20 protein-coding genes are annotated in these 22,547 nt (G+C 66.1%); 8 read left to right on the top strand and 12 right to left on the bottom strand.

The window, feature by feature from the left end; all coding sequences use genetic code 11:
* Positions 1-95: 95 nt before the first annotated feature.
* From OYT95_RS22440 to OYT95_RS22450, 3 genes are all read right to left on the bottom strand, one after another.
* Complete coding sequence (locus tag OYT95_RS22440) at positions 96-1,517, bottom strand: amino acid permease (RefSeq protein ID WP_268789111.1); 1,422 nt, start codon at positions 1,515-1,517, stop codon at positions 96-98.
* A gap of 16 nt (positions 1,518-1,533) precedes the next feature.
* Positions 1,534-2,760 (bottom strand): Glu/Leu/Phe/Val dehydrogenase dimerization domain-containing protein, encoded by a 1,227-nt coding sequence (locus OYT95_RS22445; RefSeq protein ID WP_009475816.1) that lies wholly within the window; start codon positions 2,758-2,760, stop codon positions 1,534-1,536.
* Between the two features lie 207 nt (positions 2,761-2,967).
* Positions 2,968-3,495: an Lrp/AsnC family transcriptional regulator gene (locus OYT95_RS22450; protein WP_009475814.1), complete on the bottom strand. Its 528-nt coding sequence runs from the start codon at positions 3,493-3,495 to the stop codon at positions 2,968-2,970.
* A 181-nt stretch (positions 3,496-3,676) separates the two neighbouring features.
* Between OYT95_RS22450 and hppD the strand changes: the two genes are divergently transcribed.
* From hppD to OYT95_RS22470, 4 genes are all read left to right on the top strand, one after another.
* The gene (gene hppD, locus OYT95_RS22455) at positions 3,677-4,882 is read left to right on the top strand and encodes a 4-hydroxyphenylpyruvate dioxygenase (protein ID WP_268789112.1); all 1,206 of its coding nucleotides are present in this window, start codon (positions 3,677-3,679) and stop codon (positions 4,880-4,882) included.
* 91 nt (positions 4,883-4,973) lie between these two features.
* Positions 4,974-6,524, top strand: coding sequence for an FAD-dependent oxidoreductase (locus OYT95_RS22460; protein ID WP_268789113.1), 1,551 nt, complete (start codon positions 4,974-4,976; stop codon positions 6,522-6,524).
* 14 nt (positions 6,525-6,538) lie between these two features.
* Positions 6,539-8,914 carry an FdhF/YdeP family oxidoreductase gene (locus OYT95_RS22465; RefSeq protein ID WP_268789114.1) on the top strand — a complete coding sequence of 792 codons (2,376 nt, stop codon included), beginning with the start codon at positions 6,539-6,541 and terminating at the stop codon, positions 8,912-8,914.
* Positions 8,915-9,040: 126 nt separating this feature from the next.
* Positions 9,041-9,946, top strand: coding sequence for a DMT family transporter (locus OYT95_RS22470; RefSeq protein WP_268789115.1), 906 nt, complete (start codon positions 9,041-9,043; stop codon positions 9,944-9,946).
* Here the strand turns inward: OYT95_RS22470 and OYT95_RS22475 are convergent.
* On the bottom strand, positions 9,919-10,686 hold the full coding sequence (locus OYT95_RS22475; protein ID WP_268789116.1) for a hypothetical protein: 768 nt from the start codon (positions 10,684-10,686) through the stop codon (positions 9,919-9,921). The two genes, OYT95_RS22470 and OYT95_RS22475, sit on opposite strands and share 28 nt — an antisense overlap.
* Positions 10,687-10,818: 132 nt before the next feature.
* On the opposite strand from OYT95_RS22475, the gene OYT95_RS22480 reads away from it, so the two are divergent.
* A complete protein-coding gene (locus OYT95_RS22480) occupies positions 10,819-11,064 on the top strand; it encodes a sigma factor-like helix-turn-helix DNA-binding protein (RefSeq protein WP_268789117.1) in 246 nt (81 codons plus the stop codon).
* Between the two features lie 121 nt (positions 11,065-11,185).
* Positions 11,186-11,494: an antibiotic biosynthesis monooxygenase family protein gene (locus OYT95_RS22485; protein ID WP_037230022.1), complete on the top strand. Its 309-nt coding sequence runs from the start codon at positions 11,186-11,188 to the stop codon at positions 11,492-11,494.
* A 382-nt stretch (positions 11,495-11,876) separates the two neighbouring features.
* Here the strand turns inward: OYT95_RS22485 and OYT95_RS22490 are convergent, their stop codons facing one another.
* From OYT95_RS22490 to OYT95_RS22515, 6 genes are all read right to left on the bottom strand, one after another.
* Positions 11,877-13,091, bottom strand: a complete 1,215-nt coding sequence (locus tag OYT95_RS22490; RefSeq protein ID WP_268789118.1) for an MFS transporter — start codon at positions 13,089-13,091, stop codon at positions 11,877-11,879.
* A 173-nt stretch (positions 13,092-13,264) separates the two neighbouring features.
* Complete coding sequence (locus OYT95_RS22495; protein ID WP_268789119.1) at positions 13,265-14,659, bottom strand: MmgE/PrpD family protein; 1,395 nt, start codon at positions 14,657-14,659, stop codon at positions 13,265-13,267.
* A gap of 47 nt (positions 14,660-14,706) precedes the next feature.
* Positions 14,707-16,077 (bottom strand): MmgE/PrpD family protein, encoded by a 1,371-nt coding sequence (locus tag OYT95_RS22500; RefSeq protein WP_268789120.1) that lies wholly within the window; start codon positions 16,075-16,077, stop codon positions 14,707-14,709.
* A 249-nt stretch (positions 16,078-16,326) separates the two neighbouring features.
* Positions 16,327-16,929, bottom strand: a complete 603-nt coding sequence (locus OYT95_RS22505) for an IclR family transcriptional regulator (RefSeq protein ID WP_268789121.1) — start codon at positions 16,927-16,929, stop codon at positions 16,327-16,329.
* The gene (locus tag OYT95_RS22510; RefSeq protein WP_268789122.1) at positions 16,926-17,144 is read right to left on the bottom strand and encodes a helix-turn-helix domain-containing protein; all 219 of its coding nucleotides are present in this window, start codon (positions 17,142-17,144) and stop codon (positions 16,926-16,928) included. The genes OYT95_RS22505 and OYT95_RS22510 overlap by 4 nt, the downstream gene beginning before the upstream one ends.
* Before the next feature lie 207 nt (positions 17,145-17,351).
* Positions 17,352-18,164: an enoyl-CoA hydratase/isomerase family protein gene (locus tag OYT95_RS22515; RefSeq protein ID WP_268789123.1), complete on the bottom strand. Its 813-nt coding sequence runs from the start codon at positions 18,162-18,164 to the stop codon at positions 17,352-17,354.
* A 364-nt stretch (positions 18,165-18,528) separates the two neighbouring features.
* Here OYT95_RS22515 and OYT95_RS22520 point away from each other — a divergent pair, with 364 nt between their 5' ends.
* Positions 18,529-18,888 carry a carboxymuconolactone decarboxylase family protein gene (locus tag OYT95_RS22520; RefSeq protein ID WP_268789124.1) on the top strand — a complete coding sequence of 120 codons (360 nt, stop codon included), beginning with the start codon at positions 18,529-18,531 and terminating at the stop codon, positions 18,886-18,888.
* 31 nt (positions 18,889-18,919) lie between these two features.
* Complete coding sequence (locus OYT95_RS22525; protein ID WP_268789125.1) at positions 18,920-19,987, top strand: amidohydrolase family protein; 1,068 nt, start codon at positions 18,920-18,922, stop codon at positions 19,985-19,987.
* A 4-nt stretch (positions 19,988-19,991) separates the two neighbouring features.
* On the opposite strand, the gene OYT95_RS22530 is transcribed toward OYT95_RS22525, so the two are convergent.
* On the bottom strand, positions 19,992-21,137 hold the full coding sequence (locus OYT95_RS22530; RefSeq protein WP_268789126.1) for a serine hydrolase domain-containing protein: 1,146 nt from the start codon (positions 21,135-21,137) through the stop codon (positions 19,992-19,994).
* Positions 21,134-22,525, bottom strand: coding sequence for an APC family permease (locus OYT95_RS22535; RefSeq protein ID WP_128640895.1), 1,392 nt, complete (start codon positions 22,523-22,525; stop codon positions 21,134-21,136). The genes OYT95_RS22530 and OYT95_RS22535 overlap by 4 nt, the downstream gene beginning before the upstream one ends.
* Positions 22,526-22,547 lie beyond the last annotated feature (22 nt).

Raw genomic sequence — 22,547 nt, forward strand, 5'->3', positions numbered from 1 at the left:
CGGGAACGTTCGGCGAGCGGAATGTGTCCGCTGAGCGGGAGACTGTCGCGGCCTCACGGATGACCCCTCGACATCCGTGAGACCGCGGTGTCGTCTCAGCCGACGGTCTCGGGCGTCTTCTCCGGTGCGGTGTCGGCGGCCGCACCGCGTTGCCGGCGTCCGAGCACCCAGCAGGCCAGTGTGATCGCACACGTGAACGTGAGCGTCGCGAACAGCTGGTTGCGCGCCGCGTCGTCGAACAACGCCAGCACCGCGACCGCGGCCAGCAGCGCGAGAGCGACATACGACAGATACGGGAAGCCCCACATCTTCAGCGGCAGATCCGTGCGACCCGCCTTCTCGGCGCGCCGCCGCAACACGATCTGCGAGACGGTGACGAACGTCCACAGCACCAGGATCGTCGAGCCGACCGCGTTGAGCAGCAGCGGGAGAACACGATCCGGGGCCAGATAGTTGAGGACGACGGTGACGAACCCGAACGTCACCGACGCCAGCACCGCCACGCGGGGAACGCCGTTGCCCGACACCCGGCCGAACACCTTCGCCGCCGCCCCACGCTCGGACAGCGAGTAGATCATCCGGGAACCACTGAACAGCATGGCGTTCAGCGACGACAGCAGTGCGATGACCACGACGACGGTCATCACGGCACCGGCGCCGGGAACGTGCGCGGCGTTCAGGACCGCGACGAACGGTCCCGTCGCGAGTTCGTCGGCGGTCCAAGGCAGCACCGTCACCATGATCAGGACGGAACCGACGTAGAACACCAGGATCCGCCACACGATGGACCGCACCGCCCGGCTCACGTTGCGCCGCGGGTCCGACGTCTCGGCGGCCGCGATGGCCATCACCTCGGTGCCGCCGAACGCGAAGACCACGATCAGCAGGCCGGCCGCGATGCCGGTGACACCGTTGGGGGCGAACCCGCCGTGGCCGGTGAGGTTCGACAGGCCCGGCGCGTCGAAGGTGGGAATCCAGCCGAGGATCATCGCGGAACCGACCGCCAGGAACGCGACGATCGCCACGATCTTCAGTGCGGCGAACCAGAATTCGAACTCACCGAAACGGGAGACACCCGCCAGGTTCACGGCGGTCAGCACACTCATGTACGCCAGGGCCGCCACCCATTGCGGCACTGCGGGTATGGAGGCGGCGGTGATCGCCGCCGCCGCGGTCGCTTCCGCGGCCACCACGATGACGACCTGCACCCAGTACAGCCAGCCGATCGTCCGGCCGGCGACCGGGCCCATCGCGTTCTCGGCGTGGACGGAGAACGCGCCGCTGTCCGGGTCGGCCGCCACCATCTCGCCCATCATCCGCATCACGAGGACGACGAGGAATCCGGCGATGAGGAAGGACACGAGCACGGCGGGCCCGGCGACGGCGATGCCCGCACCGGAGCCGACGAACAGTCCGGCGCCGATCGCGCCGCCCAGGCTCATCATCACCAGCTGCCGCGGTTTCATCGCCTGCTGAAGGCCCTTGGTGGGTGCCGGTGGGTCGTGAACTGTGTTCATGGAGTCTCCCGTGCCGTCAGACGAGCTGATCGAGTGCGATCTCGAACGCGGTACCGGCGATTCCGGTCGGCTGCGACGAACGCGCGAAGCAACGCTCGAGGGCAGTCGCGACGGTAGCGGACACGTCACCGAAGATCGCCTCGTCCGACACCTCGATGTCGCCTTCCATCAGCAGCGCGAACGCCCGGGCCATACCGCAGTTGGCGATGAAGTCGGGGACGACGGCGACGCTCTTGTCGGCGTACTCGTAAGTGGGGCCGTAGAAGATCTCGTCGTCCGCGAACGGCACGTTGGCGCCGCTCGCCACCACCTCGAGGCCGCCCGCGATCAGCCGGTCCACCTGGTCGCGTGTCACGAGACGTGATGCGGCGCAGGGGAGGAAGATCTCGGCGCCGGAACTCCAGATCGTCTCGTTGATCTCCTCGAACGGCACCATGCCCGCTGCGCGCAGTTCGTTGCCCTCCTTGGCCAGGAACAGTGCGCGGATCTGCTCGAAGTCGTAGCCGTCGGTGTTCGTCAGCCCACCATTGCGGTCGAGGATTCCGACGATCCGGGCACCCGACTGCGCCAGGTAGTACGCGGCGGCGGCGCCGACGTTGCCCCAGCCCTGCATGATCACCCGCTTGCCGGCCAGTTCGCCGCCGTAGACCCGGTAGTAGTGCCGCACCGATTCGGCGACTCCCCAGCCGGTGATCAGGTCCGACACCGTGTACTTCGCCTGCGGATCGGGAGTGAACCGTGCATCCTCAACGACCTTCGCGACACCCAGACGCAGCTGTCCCACCCGCTGCACCCGCTCACGGTCGCTGGCCGCGAAGTGTCCGTTGACGACGCCCTCCTGCGGGTGCCACAGGCCGTAGCTCTCGGTGATCGGCACGACCTCGGCCATCTCGTCGACGTTCAGGTCGCCGCCGGTGCCGTAGTACGCCTTGAGGAGCGGGGTCACGGCCTTGAACCAGCGCCGCAGCACCTCGTCCTTGCGCGGGTCGGTCGGATCGAAATCGATGCCCGACTTAGCGCCGCCGATGGCCGGACCGGAGACGGTGAACTTGACCTCCATGGTCTTCGCGAGCGATTCCACCTCGCGCCGATCGAGACCGCGACGCATCCGGGTTCCGCCGCCGGCAGCGCCGCCACGCAGCGAGTTGATCACCGTCCATCCGCGTGCGGAGGTCTCCGTGTCGTGCCACTCGAAGACGATCTCGGGGGCCTTCTCTTCGAATCGGGTGAGCAGATTCTTCATGGCTTCTCTCGGTTTCTCGACTGCCGGGGCTCGGGGCGACCCGGCCGTGTTCCCGGCCGGTGCCCGCGCTGTTACGGCGATCACTGTGTCGGCCGCCACTCGTGCGCCGCAACCGGCCGGGCAGCACATAGCCACGATGAACATCACCGAGAAAGAAGTTCCAGGATTTTCTATTCAGTTTGTGCATCAGAACAGATGATCGCGTTGCTAATCCGGTTCCGTGGGGGCTGTGCGATAGGCCGGGGCCTTCGCCGAGCGCGGCCGGTCGAGGGTCCGCAGGAGGGGCATCGACCGGTACGGGACGATCACCGACAGCACCATCACGCTGGTGGACCGGGCGACGACACTCGACTTGTTCAGATCGATCAGCGTCTGCTGCAGCCCCAGGTGGGAGCCGGCCGCGATGCGGCACAGGATGTCGCCGGAACCGGTGGTCGCGAAGGCCTCGAGCACGCCGGGAATCGACTCCAGCTCCGACGTCACGGAGTCGAGTGCGCCCTGCGCCGTCTCCAGCGTGACGAACGCCTGCACGTCGAACCCCGCGGCCGCGATGTCGAGTCGCGGCTCGTACCCGGCGATCACGCCCGACTCCTCGAGTTTGCGCACCCGCGCCTGGACGGTGGCCCGCGCGACCTTGATCCGGCGCGACAGCTCCAGCACGCCGGCCTTCGGGTCGTCGTGCATGGCGTCGAGAAGGGCGAAGTCGAGCTCGTCCAACTGCACTGCGTCCTTCATGGCCAGACCTTTCCGAACGGATTCAACTAGTCCGACTGTATAAGAAAACTGGTACCGGAGCCGCCGAAGGTGGCACTTCGGCTAGCTTCTGCTGGCTCGGTTGCCTATGTGAACGGTGTGGGTTTTCGTAGTGACCCAGGCAACAGGCCACGCCCCCGTCCCTCGAACCAGGAAGACAGCGATGACGATCGAGCAGACTCTCACCGACAAGGAACGCCTGGCAGGTCTCGACCTCGGCCAGCTCGAGCAGCTGGTCGGGCTGGTCGAATACGACGGCACCCGCGACCCGTTCCCGGTCAGCGGCTGGGACGCCGTCGTCTGGGTGGTCGGCAACGCCACCCAGACCGCCCACTACTTCCAGTCCGCGTTCGGGATGACCCTCGTCGCCTACTCCGGACCCACCACCGGCAACCGCGACCACCACAGCTTCGTCCTCGAATCCGGGGCCGTCCGCTTCGTCATCAAGGGCGCCGTCGACCCGGCCAGCCCGCTGATCGAGCACCACCGCACCCACGGCGACGGCGTCGTCGACATCGCCCTCGCCGTCCCCGACGTCGACAAGTGCATCGCCCACGCCCGCGCCCAGGGCGCCACCGTCCTCGACGAACCGCACGAGGTGACCGACGAGCACGGCACCGTCCGCCTCGCCGCGATCGCCACCTACGGCGACACCCGCCACACCCTCGTCGACCGCACCAACTACACCGGCCCCTACCTGCCCGGCTACACCGCCCGCACCTCCGGCCACACCAAACGCGACGGGGCCCCCAAGCGCCTGTTCCAGGCCCTCGACCACGTCGTCGGCAACGTCGAACTCGGCAAGATGGACCACTGGGTCGACTTCTACAACCGGGTCATGGGCTTTACGAACATGGCCGAGTTCGTCGGCGAGGACATCGCCACCGACTACTCCGCGCTGATGAGCAAGGTCGTCTCCAACGGCAACCACCGGGTCAAGTTCCCCCTCAACGAACCCGCCATCGCGAAGAAGCGGTCGCAGATCGACGAATACCTCGACTTCTACCAGGGCCCCGGCGCCCAGCACCTGGCCCTGGCCACCAACGACATCCTCACCGCCGTCGACCAGCTCACCGCCGAGGGCGTCGAATTCCTGGCCACCCCCGACTCCTACTACGAGGACCCCGAACTGCGGGCCCGGATCGGCAACGTCCGCGCCCCGATCGCCGAACTGCAGAAACGCGGCATCCTCGTCGACCGCGACGAGGACGGCTACCTGCTGCAGATCTTCACCAAACCCCTCGTCGACCGCCCCACCGTGTTCTTCGAACTCATCGAACGCCACGGCTCCCTCGGCTTCGGCATCGGCAACTTCAAAGCCCTCTTCGAAGCCATCGAACGCGAACAGGCCGCCCGCGGAAACTTCTGAGCGAGAGGATTACTGCGCGCGGGGGTCCTTCGTCGACGATTGTGCAGCGACTTTCCCGCCGGATCGGTGCCGTCGCGAATACGATGACGCCATGAGCCCTACCGAGGCAGTGGTGGCCGGTGCCGGTCCGACCGGGCTCACGCTCGCGCTGGAACTCGCGCGACGTGGCGTCGAGGTGCGGATCCTCGACAGGTCGCCCGAGCCGTTCGCGGGTTCGCGGGGAAAAGGATTGACCGCGCGCAGCCAGGAGGTGATGGACGATCTCGGCATCGTCGACGAAATCGTCGAAGCCGGGTTCCGGCATCTGCCCAGCCGGGTCGCGGTGCGCGGCCAGGTGGTGCGCGACAGCGACCCGCACGCGGACCTGAGTCCCACCCCCGATCGGCCCTACGACGGCGGGCTGATGATCCCGCAGTGGCGGACCGAGCGGATCCTGCGAGAAAGGCTGTCGGAGTTCGGGATCGACGTGGAGCGCGGTGTCGAGGTGGTGGGGTTCGAGCAGACCACCGACAAGGTGACCGTACGACTCGCCGGTGGCGGGACAGTCATGGCGCGCTACCTCGTCGGCTGCGACGGCGGGCGCAGCACGGTGCGCAAGGCGCTCGGGGTGTCGTTCGAGGGAACGGGCGGCATCGAGGGCATGCTCCTCGGCGACGTGTCCGTCGAAGGCCTGGTCCCCGATCACTGGTACCAGTGGACGCACCCCGAGCAGGGGTTCGTCGCACTGTGCCCGTTCCGCGGAATCAACTCCTGGCAGTTCCAGGGAGTGCCGTTCGCGGACTTCGACGAGGAGGGCAACCTGCCCGAACCGTCGCTCGAGTACTTCCAGCGCGTTCTCGACGACATCGCCTGCGGCCCGGGCGTGCGATTGTCCGACCCGACGTGGCTGTCCACCTGGCATGTGAACGTGCGGATGGTGGACCGCTTCCGCGACGGTCGGGTGTTCCTGGCCGGGGACGCGGCCCACGTTCATCCGCCTGCCGGTGGGCTCGGGATGAACACGGGAATCCAGGACGCCTACAACCTGGGGTGGAAACTCGCTCTCGTCCTGGCCGGCTCCGCGGACCCGTCGCTCCTCGACACGTACGAGGAGGAACGGTTGCCGCTCGCGCGCTGGACGCTCGGGGTGAGCAGTGCGGGGCTGCAGAAGGTGGCCGCGAACCTCGGACGCGAGGACTCCGAGGGGTTTGCGGGCGCGGTGACCGAAGACGGTCAGCAACTCGGTCTGGGCTACCCGTGGAGTTCACTGTCTCGGGACGGGGACGTGACGACAGGTGTGCGCGCGGGAGACCGGGCACCCGACGCGCCGTGCCTGAGCCCGGACGGCACGCCGCTGCGACTGTTCGACGTCTTCCGGGGCACACACTTCACGATTCTCGGGTTCGGTGGCGGATCCCGGCACACCATGCAGACCCTGGCCGAAGACGCGCCCGACGACGTGAAGTACGTGGTAGTGGGCGATTCCCGCGGTCCCGGCGTGGACGTGGTCGACGACCGCGGTTTGGCACGCAGCGCATACGGGGCACACGGTGGCACGCTGGTGGTGGTGCGCCCCGACGGTTACGTCGCGCTCACCGCCGCGGCCACCGCGACCGACGACGTCATCGACTATCTCGGTCGGCTGGTGGGGAGGTCGTCCTGACGAAAGGCTGAACGATGCGACACAAGGACGAGGAACGCGATTACGACGAGGCCGATCTCGAGGTCGGGCCGCCGAAGGACCACGCGGCCGGTCCGACCGCTGTCGCGGTGTCGATGAAGCGCGCGCTCGAGCACATGGGCGTGGTTCGTACGGCCGAGACGTTGCTGCAGTTGAACCAGGCCGAGGGGTTCGATTGCATGAGCTGCGCGTGGCCCGATCCCGACCCGGGTCACCGCCACGCCGCGGAGTTCTGTGAGAACGGCGCCAAGGCGGTGGCGGAAGAAGCCACCCGCGACCGCGCAACACCCGAATTCTTCGCCCGCCACAGTATCGCCGAACTCGACTGCCACAGCGAGCACTGGCTGGGGCAGCAGGGCCGGATCACGCATCCGATGGTGAAGCGGCCCGGCGGTACGCACTACGAACCCATCGAATGGGACGAGGCATTCGCCCTGATCGGCAATCAGCTGAACGCCCTGGACCGTCCGGACGAGGCGATCTTCTACATGTCCGGCCGGGCGTCCAACGAGGCCGCGTTCGCGTACCAGCTGTTCGTCCGTGCGTTCGGGACGAACAATCTGCCCGACTGTTCCAACATGTGCCACGAATCGACCAGCATCGCGCTGCAGGAGTCGATCGGCATCGGAAAGGCCAGCGTCACGATGGACGACGTCTATCAGGCGAAACTCATTGTCCTGCAGGGCCAGAATCCGGGGACCAACCATCCGCGGATGCTGTCGGCGCTGGAGAAGGCCAAGCAGAACGGCGCGAAGATCCTCTCGATCAACCCGCTCCGTGAGGCGGGCCTGGTCAACTTCAAGAATCCGCAGACGCCCCGCGGGATGGTGGGTCCCGGTACCGACCTGTCCGACATGCATCTGCCCATCGCACTCAACGGCGATCTCGCGCTGCTCCAGGCGTTCGGCTCATTGCTCGTCGAATGGGATGCCCTCGACCACGAGTTCATCGAACAGCACACGATCGGGTTCGAGCTGTGGAAGCAGCACGTTACCGACATCGACTGGGACGTCGTCACCCGCACGACCGGGCTGTCGCGGGAGCAGATCACCGACGCGGCCCGGCTCCTGCGGGACTCCGACGCCACCGTCTTCTGCTGGGCGATGGGCCTCACCCAGCACCACAACTCGGTGGCGATCATCAAGGAAGTCACCAATATCGCTCTCGCCCAGGGAAACATCGGCAAACCCGGTGCCGGGCTGCTGCCGGTGCGCGGGCACTCGAACGTGCAGGGCGACCGCACGATGGGGATCTGGGAGCGTCCGCCGCGACACTTCCTGGACGCGCTTGCGAAGGAGTTCGACTTCGATCCGCCTCGCGAGAACGGCTACGACACCGTCGATTCCATCCGCGCGATGCGCGACGGCAAGGCGCACTTCTTCCTCGGGCTGGGCGGCAACTTCGTCCAGGCCGCCCCGGACACCGACGTCACCGCGGCCGCACTGCGCAAGACCCGGATGACCGTCCACGTCTCGACGAAGATCAACCGCTCGCATCTCGTGTGCGGTGACACCGCCCTGATCCTGCCGACGCGGGGACGCACCGAGCAGGACGTCCAGGCCGGCGGGCCGCAGTTCATCTCGGTGGAGGACTCGACGTGCTCGGTCCACGCGTCCCGGGGACCGTTGAAACCGGCCAGCCCGCACCTCGATTCGGAGGTCGGAATCGTCACGCGCATCGCGGAGGCCACGATCGGCGACCGCTACGGTCTCGAGTGGAAGAAGATGCGGGACGATTACGCGAACATCCGCCTGCACATCTCGCGGGTGGTGCCCGGGTGTGAAGGCTACGAGGTGAACGTCCGCCGGCCGGGCGGGTTCGTCCTGCCGCACCCGCCGCGCGATTCCCGCACGTTCCCCACCCACTCGGGGCGCGCCGAATTCGCGGTGTCCCCGATCGAGGTGCTGCAGGTGCCTCCGGGGCACGTGATCCTGCAGACGATCCGCAGCCACGACCAGTTCAACACCACGATCTACGGGCTCAGCGACCGCTACCGCGGAATCGAGGGAGGTCGCCGCGTGATCTTCCTGCACCGCGACGACATCGCGTCCCTCGGATTCGACGACGGTGACATGGTCGACCTCTTCACCCACTGGGCAGGCGACGACCGGGTCCGCTGCGCCCACGATTTCCGGATCGTCGAATACGACACGCCCCGGGGTTCGGCCGCCGCCTACTACCCGGAGACCAACCCGCTCGTCCCGCTCGATTCCACGGCCGTCGGCAGCAACTGTCCCACGTCGAAGTCCGTCATCGTCTCGGTCGAACACGCCGGCAAATACAGCGCCGAATGCCCACCGGAGGCGAGCCAGGACGAGGTCGGATCGGACCGATTCCACAAGGCGACCCCCCAGCCGAAGCACCTCTCCTGACGTGAGTGGCATCGTGTGCCCCGGCACGCTTTCCCACTCACCTGCGCACGTGAGTGGCGATGTGTGCGGGGGTGCACATCGGCACTCACGTCACCGGGCGAACCGGACATTCTGCACTTACAGTGAATGACTGTGACCGACTCCGTGCTCGCCGTGGTGTTCGCAGTGGGTGCCGCGCTGTGCATCGCCGTCGGGACGGTGGTCCGTCACCGCAGTGCTGCGCAGATCCCGGACCAGAACGTCGGCGTACTCGGACCGATCACGACGCTGGTGCGTCAACCGGTGTGGTGGGTCGGCACAGTCGTCGGGATCGGCGGGTACGCGCTGCAGGCGGCCGCCCTGGGCCTGGGGTCGCTGCTGCTGGTGCAACCGCTGCTCGTGCTGTCGCTGCTGTTCGCGTTGCCGCTGGGTGCCCGGTTCTCCGGGCGGACGGTCACCCGCGCCGACTGGCTGTGGGCCTCCGCCCTCACCGCGGCGATCGCGGTCCTCGTCGTGGTCGGCGACCCACGACCGGGCGTCGAGCGCGCGGAGACCCGGCACTGGATCGTGATCTGCCTGATCGGGCTGCCCTTCGTCCTCGCGTGCCTGCTGGGTGCGCGGTCGGGCAGCCGGTCGCGCCGCGCACTGCTGCTCGGCCTGGCGGGTGGTGCGTTGTTCGGTGTGGCAGCGGTACTGACGAAGGGCGTGGTGCACCTCGCCGGTGAGGGGCCGAGACCGCTGTTCACCTCGATCGAGTTGTACGCCCTCGTCGTCGTGGGAGCCGCCGCGGTCACGCTTCAGCAGTCGGCCTTTCAGGTTGGAGCGCTGCAGGCGTCGCTCCCCGCGACCACGGTGATGGAACCCCTCGTGGCGTCGCTGCTCGGTTTCGTGGTGCTCGGCGAGTACCTGGATGCAGACCGGAAGGTGACCGCCGTCCTCGTCATCGCCCTGGTCGCCGTCATCTTGGCCGCGGTGGCCCTGGCGCGCGGCGCCGCCGTCGTGGAGGACACTGCATCGGATCCGGCTCAGCCCCTGTCCCGGTCGCGCAGGTAGGCCGATAACGGTTCGTCGCGTTGTATGCGCGACAAAGCGATTCGACGCGCCGCCCCCCACATCAGCGCGGAGATGACGACGGCGAGGGCGACGCACAGTGCGAAGTCCGCGGTGCCGATCCGCGTGTGCACGTCGGCCGGTCGCACGAGCCGCCACAGCACCACCGGGACGACGGCGATCGCGACCGAGAACGCGGGGAACACCCCGTACGGCACCACCAGCAGGATCAGCCACCGGACGACGACCGTGCGCCACCGGTCGCGTTGCTCCCACCGCCACCGCAGGGACCGCTGGTGGTAGGGGAAGTACACCCCGACCAGACTCGACCCGGCGAGTGCGCCGAACGGGCACAGCGCCACCGCGACCACCACCACCGCGGTGTACAGCCAGTCCTGCTCGGCGAAACCCACGACGATCGCGATGGTCGCGCAGATCGGGGCGATCAGCATCCACAGTGCCACCGCCTTCGCGGCGAGTAACGCACCCAGCGCGTCCCGGTCGTCGAGTGCGGCGAGGACGCGCTCGCGGTCCGGTGCCAGAACGTTGGTGGCGGTGACGTCGGCGTACATCCAGCCGGCGAGGGCCAGCGCGAAACCCGACGGTCCGGTCCACTCGAACAACCAGTTCCTGGGCAGCAGGAACCAGGCCCCGATCATCAGGACGGCATTGAACGCCACGGTGGCAAGGGTGTCTGCCGGGTTGCGCCAGATTCTGATCCACTCCGCGCGAAGAGCGGTCATGCCGTTCAGCGTAAAGCGTCGGGCAGGACGGCGGACCCGGGTCGGCGGGATCCCGGACGATCGGGACGCCGGTCCCTTCCCCCTGGGACGTCGGGTCAGCGACAGTGGTGCGATCCGAGAGAAAGGCCTGTCGTGACCCTCGACGACGAGGAGGCAGCCGGGGCCGCGGCCCTGATGGACTCCCTCCCCGACCGCCACCGGACGGTGCTGCGACTCCGGCTCGCGCACCGCCTCCCCGCCGTCGAGGTGGCACGCATCCTCGGGACGAACGTCGAGGCCGTACTCCTCCTCCAGCATGCGGCGCTCAACCTCCTCCGGCGGCAACTCGCCGCAGGGACGGTGTTGGACGGCGACAATCCTGCGGACCAGCGGCACTGATCGACGCTGCGGGATCCCGCGGTGCTGCCTCTTTCACGTCGTCGCGACGGCATGCTGCCGCATTCGTGGAGTTTGTCGACCCACGGGTTCATTCTGAGAAGGGCCGGAAAGGAGAGCCAAGATGATGACAATCGTCACTCGCGTTGTGCTTCGCGAGGAGGGAGCCGACCAATGGGACCGCGCAATGCATGAGCGGGTCACTGCGGCGCGTGAAAAGCCCGGGTGGATATCTGCGCAGCTTCTCAAAGGGGTCGACGAGCCACTCGAGCGCGCCATCGTCGGCGTCTGGGAATCGAGAGAAGACTGGTCGGCCTGGCATCATGACGAAGCCTTCCGTTCGACTCGTGAAGAGCTCGTGGGTCTCGAGGCCGGCCCGATGGACTCCACCTGGTTCGAGGTGGTCCAGAACACTGCGACTGAAGAAGACTGAACGGGATGCTCGGTGGCTACCGGCTGGAATCGGGTGAGGAGTACGTGTGATCCGGGCGTGCTGATCGAGCCGCGCCCGGACCACCTGGGATCCGGTGGTGCCGGATTTTCGGTTCGGCGGTGTGTATCCGGATTCGTCGAAGCATCTTCCGCTGAAATATTCGACGAAGTGAAAGCAGTTCCGTCCCTGACGAACTCGTATCCGGAATGTCACGCTGCGACACCGCCATCCATGCGTTGGCATGCTCAACGTGCGGTCCCGCTCGACGACGGTCCCAGCCCCGGCCTGTCGTCTGTCGCCGGCACCCACGCGCCGACGACGAACACCGTGCCGGCTCACAGGATCTGGCTGCAGCGAAGGACCGCCACCTGAGCGCGGCCTCCTACTCTGCAACTGCGAGGGGGTGGGCATCCACGTGAGATGCGTCGGCTTCGACGGCGCGGGTGACGCGCATGAGGGGGACTGCCACGAGGGCTGCGAGTAGGAGGGGCACGATGACCGCCAGGTACATCGCACGCGGCGTCATCACGCTGAGCGCGTATCCCGCGACGATGGGCGAGAGGATCGCGCCAGCACGCCCGATGCCCATCATCGCGCCGTACCCCTTGGCCCGCGCGAGCACCGGGTACACCTCAGTCGAGGTGGAGGTGTATCCCGAAAGGCCCGCGAAGATGCCACCGCCGAGCAGCGCGGCCATCGCCAACGCGAACGGACCCTGAAGCGTGACCGCGAAGGCTGCAATCGCCACAGCGGACACAAGGGAGGTTGCGAACGCGATCCGCGCACCCGGGAACCGCAGACCGAACGCACCGAAAAGGCATGCTCCAACAACCGAACCGACGCCGATCATGATGCCTGCCAAGGCGCCACTGCCCGCGTCCCCGCTGGTCGCCTTGATGAGCTGCGGCGTCCAGGTGCTCACGAAGTAGTAGCCCGCGGTGAGCATCGAGTAGCCGAACACCAGCAGGAGTGTGCGCGCTCGCAGATTCCGACCGAGGAGACGGGTCGGGACCTCGGGCTCAGCCGCCACGCGGTTACCTGTTCGAGGTGCATTCTTGCGTGCGAGGAATTCGGGGGATTCGCGGAGGAAAGCGACGGTCACGATGAACGACACAATCCCCAGCCCGGCGCCGATCCAGAACATGCCCTGCCAAGCCCCACCCGCCAGGGCGATGAGCCCGGCACCGGCGAAGCCGGCCAGCAACGTGCCGAGCGGGTACCCGATCATGACCATTCCGACCGCCACACTGCGGCGATTGGTCGGGGCGGCCTCCTGGCAGAGGACGATGATGACGACGCTGATGGTGCCGATCGCGATGCCCGTGACGAAGCGAGTGGCGAGGAGTGTCTCGAAGTTGATCGAGAGTGCCGACCCGGCCAACCCGAGGGTGTTGGTGGCGAGGCCGGCCAGCAGGACGCACCGCCGGCCGAAGACGTCTGCGAAACGCGCGAGGCCGATCGCGCCCACCGCCATTCCCGCGAGTGCCGCGCTGATCAGGTAACCCTTCTGAGGGTTGGTGGCGAAGCCCTCGGGCAGGTGCGGCATCGCAAAACCCATCACGAGAACGTCGTAGCCGTCCAGCATATTCAAGAACATGCAAAAGAGCACCGTCGCAAGCTGATACGGGCGCATGCCCGTCCGCGTCGGCCAATCCTTGGTCCCGCTCATCGGGTCCCTCTCGCTCGAAGTGTTGAAGTGTCCTAGCGGTAATTTTTGGGGAAGTTTTCCTCGTGACGTCTGGCTATGGGCCCACCCTCGGTGGGAGGGGATCAGACCTTCAGCAGGGCTGTGAAGTCGGAGGCGGGTTGGTCGGGGTCGCCGTGCTGGATGGCGTGGAGCAGGGTGTCGCCGCGTTCGGTGCCCAGCGATGCCGAGGTCACGTCGCGGAATTTCGCGTCGAGGTCCTCCTGCGGCATCGGGTTTTCGGCGGTGCCGGTGGGGTTGTCGATGAACAGGTGTTCGGTGGTGCCGTCGGTGTAGGTGACGGTGATGTCGCCGACCCAGCGGCCGGGGTAGGCGGTGTCGAGTTTGGGTGTGACCTCGATCTTGACCTTCTGGGCGAGGGTGGCGACGTCGCTGCCGGGGCCGAGGTCGAGCCGCCCGGCCAGGTACTCGTTGTGAGTGCGGAAGCCGTTGCCCTTGCCGAGCAACGACAGCGAGAACTGGAACGGCAGGCTGTATTGCAGGTGCTCGATGATTTTGGGTGCGTAGGCGTTGGCGTTTTTGTTGCCGATGACGACGTCGCCGCCGGTCTGGATGCCGAGCACGACGGAGTCGATGTCGGCGGCGCGGGTGGTGAGTTGGCGGGCGCCGTCGATGTAGGCGTGGTTGATGCCGCAGCAGCAGTAGGGCTTGATCCAGATGCGGGTGATCTCGAAGGTCTTGTCGAGGCCGAAGGTGGTGGCGGCGTCGTCGGCGACGGGGCGGCCGACGAAGGTGCGGTAGAAGCCTTTGCCGCCGGTGAGGAAGGTGGTGGGGCCGGTGATGCCGGCGGCGGCCATGTCGGCGGCGCGGATGCCGTTGCGGGTGCCGATGCCGGAGTGGATGCGTTTGATGGAGCCGCCGGAGGAGGTGTATTCGGTGGTGCCGGAGGCGTGGCTGAGGGCGATGGCGAGGGCGTGGACGGTGGTCTCGGTGTCGAAGCCGCGCATCTTGGCGGTGACGGCGGCGGCGCCGAAGTTCGACAGCAGTCCGTGGGGGTGGAAGCCGCGTTCGAGGAGTTGGGGTGCGGCGAGGTTGCCGATGCGGGTGTAGACCTCGTAGCCGGCGACGATGCCGGTGATGACCTCGGCCATGGTGGCGCCGAGTTCTTCGCCGACGGCGAGTGCGGTGGAGACGACGCAGCTGCCGGGGTGTGAGGAGCTGGCGCGGTGGGCGTCGTCGTATTCGAAGCCGTGGCCGAAGGAGGCGTTGACGAAGGCGGCGTCGGCGGCGCTCATCTGGTCGCCGGTGGCGGCGACGTGTGATTTGCCGGGGACGTGCGCGGCGCGGGTGAGTGCGAGCAGTGCCTGGCTCCAGGGCAGTGAGGCGCTTGCGATTTGGAGGGCGAGTTGGTCCTGCATGAGGCGGCGGGCGCCGGCGAGGGCGTCGGCGGGGATGGTGTCGAAGGTCAGGTCGGTGACGAGCCGGGCGACGGCTTCTTCGACGGGGGGAATGTTGCCCATGGGTGTGTCCTTTGCGGTGTTGGGGGTCAGGAAAGCGCACCGGGCGCTCAGGGCGCCGGGGTCAGTGGGAGAAGCAGCGCCGCGACCACGTCGTCGGCCTTCTCCAGCGCAAGGATGTCGTCGACCATCGCCTCGACCACCTGCTCGCTGAGCGGCAGCACCGAGAACGGGACGCACAGCCGGAACTTGTCGATGAAGTCCTGCTCACTGAACGGGTTCTCCGGGTGCCCCTTGACGTACACGTGCTCGGTCACGATCTTGCGGCCGTCTCGCAGCGTGGTCGTGAGCCGGGCTCCCCAATCCGACACGGACGGGTCCTCGGTGGCCGAGATCGTCGACATCAGTTCTCGGACGTCCTGGCGTTGCCGGGCTTCGGCCGCGTACGACTGCAAGAAGACCTTTTTGTCGATCGCGGCGGTTGCGACGGCATACGGCAGGCTGAACTGGCATTCCGGAACCGTCTGCGGATGCCACTTCTTGTCGGTCGGTTCGCACACGGCGCGCCAGCCCGACGTGGAGACATCGATGTGAATCTCGGCGATGTCGCCGGCAGCGAAATCGTGTGTGCGCATCTGTTCCAGGATTCCGTCGATCGACGAGTGCGAGAAGTAGCAGGCGCTGTAGCCCTTCGTGATGATCTGCGTCATTTCCCAGCGCTCGCCCAGATCGCGAGTGAGTGCATCGGGATCCGTCTGCCAGCGCGCCGTGCGCAGGTATCCGTTGGCTCCCGTCAGCACCTCCTGACGCGGTCCGGTGATGCCCTTTTCTACGAGCAGGCAGGCGGTGATCGCGGATTGGCAGACCAGACCGTGGTGCACGCGGACCATCAGGGTGGCGGGTGCGTAGATCGCCATCGTGTGGGGCTGGGTCAGCGTGCGTGCGATTCCCTGGGCATTCTCCAACTGTTCCTGGGAGAAGCCGAGGAGCTTGCCGACCGCGGCGACAGCCCCGAAAATGTAGTGGCCGCCACAGTCATTGGACTTCACTGCCGAGCTGATGAGCTTGTAGGCGGACCCCACGCGAATGAGAGTCTCCTGGCCGACTACCAACGCCGTGAGAAACTCCTCTCCGGTGACGTTCGGCCGCAGACCGGTTGCCGCGAGCAGGCACGCAACGATGTATTCACTGATGTGACCCGCTTCTTCGTGAAGATCGCCGCAGTCCATGGCGCGTGGCATCGGCCCGATCGCCAGCGCCGCCTCCGTCGCCGGGACTCGGCCGCCATAGAACGGCAAGACGGACTGTGGTGTTCCGCCCTTGTCCTTGACCATCTCCACGATCGCCGGGATGCCGTCCATGCCCGAGCCGCCGATCATCACGGCCATGCAGTCCAGCAGGGTGTGCTTCGCGTGGCGGACGACGTCCTCCGGCAGATCCGCGTAGCCGGTCTGCACCGCCATGCGGCACAGGGTGCTCATCGGGTCTTCTGAATTCTGGATCTCATACCTGGTCATCTATTCGGGCGTCCGTCCTGCGCCGACCTCGACCTCGAGGCCGGTCACGTGTCTCGCCTCGTCCGCTGCGTTTCGCATCAGAGGTCTCCGCTCTCATTCCGTTTTCTGTCAGGTCGAGATTCGCTCACCGCCGAAGCGGGCGGAAGTAGCTTTCTCGGTCAACGAGAAACAATTAGTGAGACCGGTCTCAACACCGTGGAAGAGTGGGGCAGCTCATGTGGGGTCGGTGGCGTGCCGGATCTGCTGCATCAGCAGGGTCAACCGGGGGTTGGTGTGCCCGCTGCCTGCAAGGAACGCCCGGGAGATGCCGCGGGCGGTCGTGTGCAGTGCCGGCAGCAGATCGGACGGCACGCCCACACCGAACGGCGTCGTGACGGACAGCGCGGCGAGCGCGGTACCGTCGTCGGAGAGTATCGGCACGGCGATTCCGGTGGCGTCGGGCGAGATCCATTGCCGTGCGACGACATACCCAACTCGGCGGGTCTCGTACACGATCCGTGCAAGTTCAGTGCGGTCGACCACGGTGTGCTCGGTGAAGCGAGTGACCTTGGCCTCCTGGAGGATTCGCTCCCGCACGTCCGGCGGCGCGAAGGCGACGAGAACCATGCCGGGAGACGACGTCAACGCGGGTAGGCGAACTCCGGGTTGCGTCACGTTCGTGGCACTCGGCTGCCGCGACGACAGGGTGTCGACGTTGATGACGTCGTTGCGATCGAGTATCGACAGCAGGGTAGGCGCGTTGACTACGTCTCGCAGGTCTTCCATGTAGGGGAGCGCGATCTCGCGGAGTGTGAGGACGCCTGACGATCTGGTCACGATCTCCCACAACCGCATTCCGATTCGGACCCGGCGGTCGGCGTCGCGGTCGAGGATCCCGAGGCCGAGAGTTCCGTGACGATACGATGCGCCGACGGGATCGGAATGTCCGCCTGGCGTGCGATCTCCGACGCGGTCAGGGAACCACCGGCGTCCTTGAACGCTTCGAGCACGCGCACGACCCGCTCGATCATCGACTCGCCACGCGCCGGCATCGACTGATCACCTCTGGACCTGAATCCGCAGGAACATTCTGAAGAGAGCTACCCGAACGCTCCGGTAGAGTCCCCGCACGCGGGTCGAGCGTGTGTGGACGGAGAACGACTTTACTCGCTCGCCCCAGGCGTTGAATCGGCCGGATTCGGGAATCGGGCAGTGCCATCGCACCGCCCCTGCCCGATCCGTCCATTCGGTCGGGGACCTCAATCTGTGAAGTGCGGATGCCGCCGCGCCTCAAAGGCGGCGATGCCTTCCGCCGGGTCCCCTCCGGCCATGGCCTCGACAACTGTCTCGCGCTCGAGGCGCAGACCAAGGTTCAGGGTGTTGTGCAGCGCGCCCCGGCCAAGCCGTTTCATGGCTGCCAACCCGGGCCGGCTCCGGGAAGCCAAGGCGCTGCAGTACTGCGTCGCTTCTTCGTCCAATCGCTCGGGGTCTACCACGTAGTTGACGATCCCCCAGCGCAACGCGGTTTCGGCGTCGATCCACCGGCCTGAATACATCAGGTCGAGTGCCCGGCTGAGGCCGATGAGTCGCGGAAGACGCTGGGTTCCACCCCAGGCCGGCACTAGCCCGTATTGCACGTGCTGATCGCCGAAACGAGCGTCACTTGCGGCGAAGACCACATCGCAGCACAGTGCCAGCTCGAGCCCGCCCGCGAGAGCGAGGCCCCGGCACGATGCGATCACGGGCAGTGGGCTGTTCTCCAGTCGCTGTAAGGTCTCGTGGACCAGTAGAAGGAAGTCGTCGAGCAGTGTCGGGTCTCGCATCATCACTTTTGCTTCTGCGAGATCGCCCCCGGTGCTGAAGTGTCTTCCCTGCGCGGTGATCAGCACAGACCGGACGCCGGAGTCGGGCTGCTCGAACTCGTCAATTGCCGCACGAATGGTTTCGAAGGCTGCCCGGCTCAGCGCATTGAACTTCTCGGGCCTGCTGAGTTCGATCACGCCGGCAGCGCTGCGACGGGTAACCGTTACGTCGCCAGCGGCGATCGGTGTGGTCGTTGCTTCAGGTGCCACAACGTCTCCGTTTCTCATTGATTTCGTTGGTCGACGGAACTGACGACCGGTGGATGGACGGTGTCTGGGTTGGACCGGCTACTCGGCCGGAAACCGTCGGCCGCGCCGGGCAGTCCCAGGACCGCGCTCGTGGGGAACATCGCGTTGTGCTCAATATATAATGCAACGCAATGTAGAATGCAGATAGAGTTTCTCCGTGCCGGCGACGACGGCGCACGCGCCGACTTGTCGAACGTGCGGTGCGAAGGCGACCGCCGTGACGTCCGAACTGCACGTACCTCTAGTGCGGAGCACGGCCAAAGCGCGATATGTACACAGTGCGTGCTCGCGAATTGCGGTTCCGTCCCATCCTCGAAGGAGACCGATGTCCGAAGATACCGAAGATGCAACTGTCAGTCGTGCGCAGAGGATGTTCGGCACTCTCGCGCCGAAGCTGGCATCGCTGACCGACGAGGTGCTGTTCGGTGACGTCTGGGAGCGACCTGGGTTGTCCCCACGCGACCGCAGTCTGATAACCGTGGCTGCGCTGGTCGCCCTCTGCCGGGAAAACCAAATGCCGGGGCATTTTTCGCGGGCATTGGACAATGGCGTACAGCAAGATGAACTCGTCGAAATCATCACACATCTCGCGTTCTACGCAGGATGGCCCAATGCCGTGACGGCGATAGCGACGCTCACGACCGTCCTCGAACAAGAGAATGATGCAGCGATCCCGACGAGCTGACCTAGGTCTGCGCAGCAGGAAGGGAACCGCTATGACCGAACACAACGGCAGGACGAGTGAACCGATTCTCGATCCCGACCTCGAGATCGTCGACTCGCACCACCACCTCTTCGACCGCCCGACCGGGCGCTACATGTTCGAGGACTATCTGGCGGATGCCTCGGCGGGGCACAACATCGCCTCCTCGGTGTACGTCGAAACCCAGGCGATGGCACGCACCTACGGTCCGGCGCAGTTGCGCGCGATTGGTGAGGTCGAGTTCGCCAACGGCGTGGCCGCGATGAGTGACACCGGCGGTTACGGACACTGCCGAGTCTCGGCCGCGATTGTGGGCTACGCAGACCTCACCGTCGGCGAGTCCGTGGGAGAGTTCCTCGATCTCGCGCTCTCGACCGCACCCGACCGCTTCCGTGGGGTCCGTCAGATACTCATCGACCACCCGTCTGAGGCGCCTTACCGGTACATCACGCACCGTCCCCCGAGCGGACTCATCCGCCGCCCGGGGCTCGTGTCAGGTCTGCGCGAGCTCGGGAAACGAGAACTCACTTTCGACGCCGCGGTCCTCCACCATCAGCTCCCAGAGCTGAGCAGATTGGCGGACTCCGTTCCGGAGACGACGATGGTCCTGAACCATCTGGGGTTGGCGATAGCCATGGAAACGAACGCTGAGGAGAGCAACGCAATCTTTCGATGCTGGAGAGACTCCCTGCATGATCTTGCACGACGTCCGAACGTCGTCTGCAAGATCGGTGGTCTAGGCCTGCCCTTCTGGGGTTTCGGCCTCGAAAGTCGGGAGAGCAAGGCCGGTTCTGATGAACTGGCAGAGATCTGGCGCCCATACGTCGAAACCGCGGTGGAGGCGTTTGGTGCTCACCGCTGCATGATGGAGAGTAACTTTCCACCGGATGCTCGATCGTGCGGATTCGTTCCCCTGTGGAATGCGCTCAAGTCCGTTACGGGAGCCTTCTCTGCCTCGGAGAGGACGGCTCTGTTCAGTCGTACGGCGAGGCGTGTTTACCGAATCCCGTCCGTTGGACAGGCGGACGTGCGCGGCCACCGCGGCCGTGGATCGGGGTCTCCGCCCGCCCTGATCCTGTGACCGTTCAGGTCAACGCTGCGGCGACGGCCTCGGCCGCGGCGAATGCGGCGTTGTCCAGTTCGTCGTTCACCGGTGTCGGGCAGGATGACAGTTTCACGACGACGACGCCCCGGTCGATGTCGATGTAGATGTACTGACCGTAGATGCCCAGACACAACAACACACGCCGGTCGGGGTGGGGAATCCAGAACTGATTGCGGTACATTCCGCCCGGGAACGGTGTTCCGGTCGGCGAATGAGAATATGCCTCATGCGAATCCGGCGCGCCACGCAGGGAATCGTCGATCCAGTGCAGCGGCACGACCTGTTCGGCGCCGAGGCGTCCGCCGCGGCGGATTATCTCACCGAATCGCGCAACGTCCCGGAGCGTCGCGGCGAGGCCACCGTCCGCGAAAACGGCTCCGGCACGGTCGACCCCGGCGTCCATGTCGTCGGCGGCGAACTTCGACCACACGAGCCGCGACAGCAGTGCCGGCATACGATCGGCGGCGGCGCGTTCGCATACCCAGCCGAGTACATCCGTTTCGCACGATCGGTATTCGAAAGGGCCGCCGTGGGGGCGAGCCGCTTTCAGCATCGGAAGGAACTGGTAGAGCGACGACGGCACCCAATCGTCGACCCGCGGAATCCAGCCCACGGCCTGATCGAGGAACCGCACCTCGGCGCCCGGTTCCAGGTATTCTTCGGAGAATCGGATGCCGGAACGCATGTCGAGGATGTGGCGCACGGTGGCACCCGCGTAGCCGGAGTTCGCGAGCTCCGGAATGTACTCGGTGAGCGCTGCTTCGGGGTCCAGCAGACCGGATGTGATCAAGTTCGCGGCAACGGTTCCGACGATTGATTTGCTGACCGAGAACAGCATGTGCGTCCGGCCGGGTTCGAGGTCTCCGGGATACAACTCGGCGCGCACGGTGCCGTTGTGAAGGACCATGAACCCGTCGGTGTAGGTGCGGTCGAGCACCGAACGGAGGGTCTCGGTGCCGACGGGGAGGTCGAGATCGAGCGGGTCGCCGTCGGTGAGTCGCAGTGGCTCCGATCCGGCAGCGACCCGTGCGGTCGGCACGACTTGCCGCATTCGGCCGAAGGTGTACCGGTTGGCCGGTGGGCTCTGCCAATCAGCAAGGCTGACAAACGACTTGGTATCGATCATTTCACTGCCTCGCTGCTCTGTCCGGCGGCGACAATGACCGCCTGCTCGTGGGTAAAGCTCATTTCGGGTGTCGGCCGGCGGAAGCCGCGTGTGAGCCAGACGAGGTAGACGATTCCGATTGCCAACCAGGAGATTCCGGAGATCAGTGCATGCTCGCTGAGCTGGGTGATCATGTACAGCGTCACCGCGGCGCCGACGAGCGGCAAGACCACGAAGCGGACTGCACTCAACTGCCGTGTGGCGTAGTTTCGCAGGTAGTACACGATGACGCAGAGGTTGACTGCGGTGAAGGCCGTGAACGCGCCGAAGTTGATGAATCCCGTCGCGGTCTCGAGCGGCATGTTCATACCGAGGAAGCACATGCTGCCCGTGACGAGCACGCAGAACACGGGAGTCCGGGTGCGGCCGTTGAGCTTTCCGAACAATCGGCGGGGAAGCACGCCGTCGCGGCCCATGATGAACAGTAGACGGCTCGAGCTGAGCTGGACGGCGAGGCAGGATGCCGATCCGGCGATGATTCCGGCGAGGTTGGTCCAATCTGCGAAGAACTGACCACCGACCTGCACCGACATCGCGTACGACGCGGCCTGCGCATCGTCGAAGATGTCGCCGGGGTGGACGAGCTGCATGACATATGCCACGGCGAAGAAGATGACGCCGCCGATCGAGACGATCCAGATGATGGCCCGCGGAATGTTTCGCGCGGCGTCCTTGGTCTCCTCGGCGAGTGTGGTTACCGCGTCGAAACCGAGAAACGAGTATGCCGCGATCGCCGCTGCCGCGGAGATGCCGGCGACCGTGCTGTTGGAGTTCCAGAACGGCTCGCTGTACGAGGCGACGGGATTGCCGACGAGGAACTTGATGCAGTACGCGAAGAAGAGCAGTACCAAGAAGGTGGAGACGGCGAGCAGCAGCCGGTTGAGACGATCGGCGAGCGCGATCCCGATGACGTTGATCGCCGTCGTCAAGCCGGCGTTGATCAACATCCACAGCCAGATCGGAACCGACGGGAACTGTGCGTTGAGCAGGATCGACTGCGCCAGCCACGCGACCATCGGCAAGAACAGGTAGTCCAACAGGATCGCCCAACCGACCAGGAACCCGGCCGCCGACCCGAGGTTGCGGCGCGCATAGAAGTACGCCGAACCCGAGACCGGGTAGATGCGCGCCAGCCGTGCGTAGCTCAGTGCGGTGAGCAGCATCGCCCCGGTCGCGACCAGGAACGCCGTGGGCGCCGTGCCGGCACTGACGACCGCGATGACGCCGAAAATGATCATGACCAGGCTGGGTGCCATGTAGGACAACCCGAACGCCACCACTGACGGAAGTGTCAGTCGCGGCGTCAACTGTGGTTCGTCAGTCGCTGTCGCGACCCGCGATTCCGTCATGCGAACTCCTTGAAGTAGTGCT

It is taken from the genome of Rhodococcus sp. JS3073, assembly GCF_026810085.1.
GTDB classification, from domain to species: Bacteria; Actinomycetota; Actinomycetes; order Mycobacteriales; family Mycobacteriaceae; genus Rhodococcus_F; species Rhodococcus_F wratislaviensis.

What these genes read in the sequence shown, in the direction of transcription:
- OYT95_RS22490 (WP_268789118.1), bottom strand. Translation starts at nt 13,091, where the DNA reads ATGTTCTTGAATATGCTGGACGGCTACGACGTTCTCGTGATGGGTTTT.
- OYT95_RS22440 (WP_268789111.1), bottom strand. Translation starts at nt 1,517, where the DNA reads ATGAACACAGTTCACGACCCACCGGCACCCACCAAGGGCCTTCAGCAG.
- OYT95_RS22500 (WP_268789120.1), bottom strand. Translation starts at nt 16,077, where the DNA reads ATGAGCACCCTGTGCCGCATGGCGGTGCAGACCGGCTACGCGGATCTG.
- OYT95_RS22465 (WP_268789114.1), top strand. Translation starts at nt 6,539, where the DNA reads ATGCGACACAAGGACGAGGAACGCGATTACGACGAGGCCGATCTCGAG.
- OYT95_RS22530 (WP_268789126.1), bottom strand. Translation starts at nt 21,137, where the DNA reads ATGATCGATACCAAGTCGTTTGTCAGCCTTGCTGATTGGCAGAGCCCA.
- OYT95_RS22485 (WP_037230022.1), top strand. Translation starts at nt 11,186, where the DNA reads ATGATGACAATCGTCACTCGCGTTGTGCTTCGCGAGGAGGGAGCCGAC.
- OYT95_RS22470 (WP_268789115.1), top strand. Translation starts at nt 9,041, where the DNA reads ATGACTGTGACCGACTCCGTGCTCGCCGTGGTGTTCGCAGTGGGTGCC.
- OYT95_RS22510 (WP_268789122.1), bottom strand. Translation starts at nt 17,144, where the DNA reads ATGCCGGCGCGTGGCGAGTCGATGATCGAGCGGGTCGTGCGCGTGCTC.
- OYT95_RS22475 (WP_268789116.1), bottom strand. Translation starts at nt 10,686, where the DNA reads ATGACCGCTCTTCGCGCGGAGTGGATCAGAATCTGGCGCAACCCGGCA.
- OYT95_RS22525 (WP_268789125.1), top strand. Translation starts at nt 18,920, where the DNA reads ATGACCGAACACAACGGCAGGACGAGTGAACCGATTCTCGATCCCGAC.
- hppD (WP_268789112.1), top strand. Translation starts at nt 3,677, where the DNA reads ATGACGATCGAGCAGACTCTCACCGACAAGGAACGCCTGGCAGGTCTC.
- OYT95_RS22445 (WP_009475816.1), bottom strand. Translation starts at nt 2,760, where the DNA reads ATGAAGAATCTGCTCACCCGATTCGAAGAGAAGGCCCCCGAGATCGTC.
- OYT95_RS22460 (WP_268789113.1), top strand. Translation starts at nt 4,974, where the DNA reads ATGAGCCCTACCGAGGCAGTGGTGGCCGGTGCCGGTCCGACCGGGCTC.
- OYT95_RS22495 (WP_268789119.1), bottom strand. Translation starts at nt 14,659, where the DNA reads ATGGGCAACATTCCCCCCGTCGAAGAAGCCGTCGCCCGGCTCGTCACC.
- OYT95_RS22535 (WP_128640895.1), bottom strand. Translation starts at nt 22,525, where the DNA reads ATGACGGAATCGCGGGTCGCGACAGCGACTGACGAACCACAGTTGACG.
- OYT95_RS22450 (WP_009475814.1), bottom strand. Translation starts at nt 3,495, where the DNA reads ATGAAGGACGCAGTGCAGTTGGACGAGCTCGACTTCGCCCTTCTCGAC.
- OYT95_RS22520 (WP_268789124.1), top strand. Translation starts at nt 18,529, where the DNA reads ATGTCCGAAGATACCGAAGATGCAACTGTCAGTCGTGCGCAGAGGATG.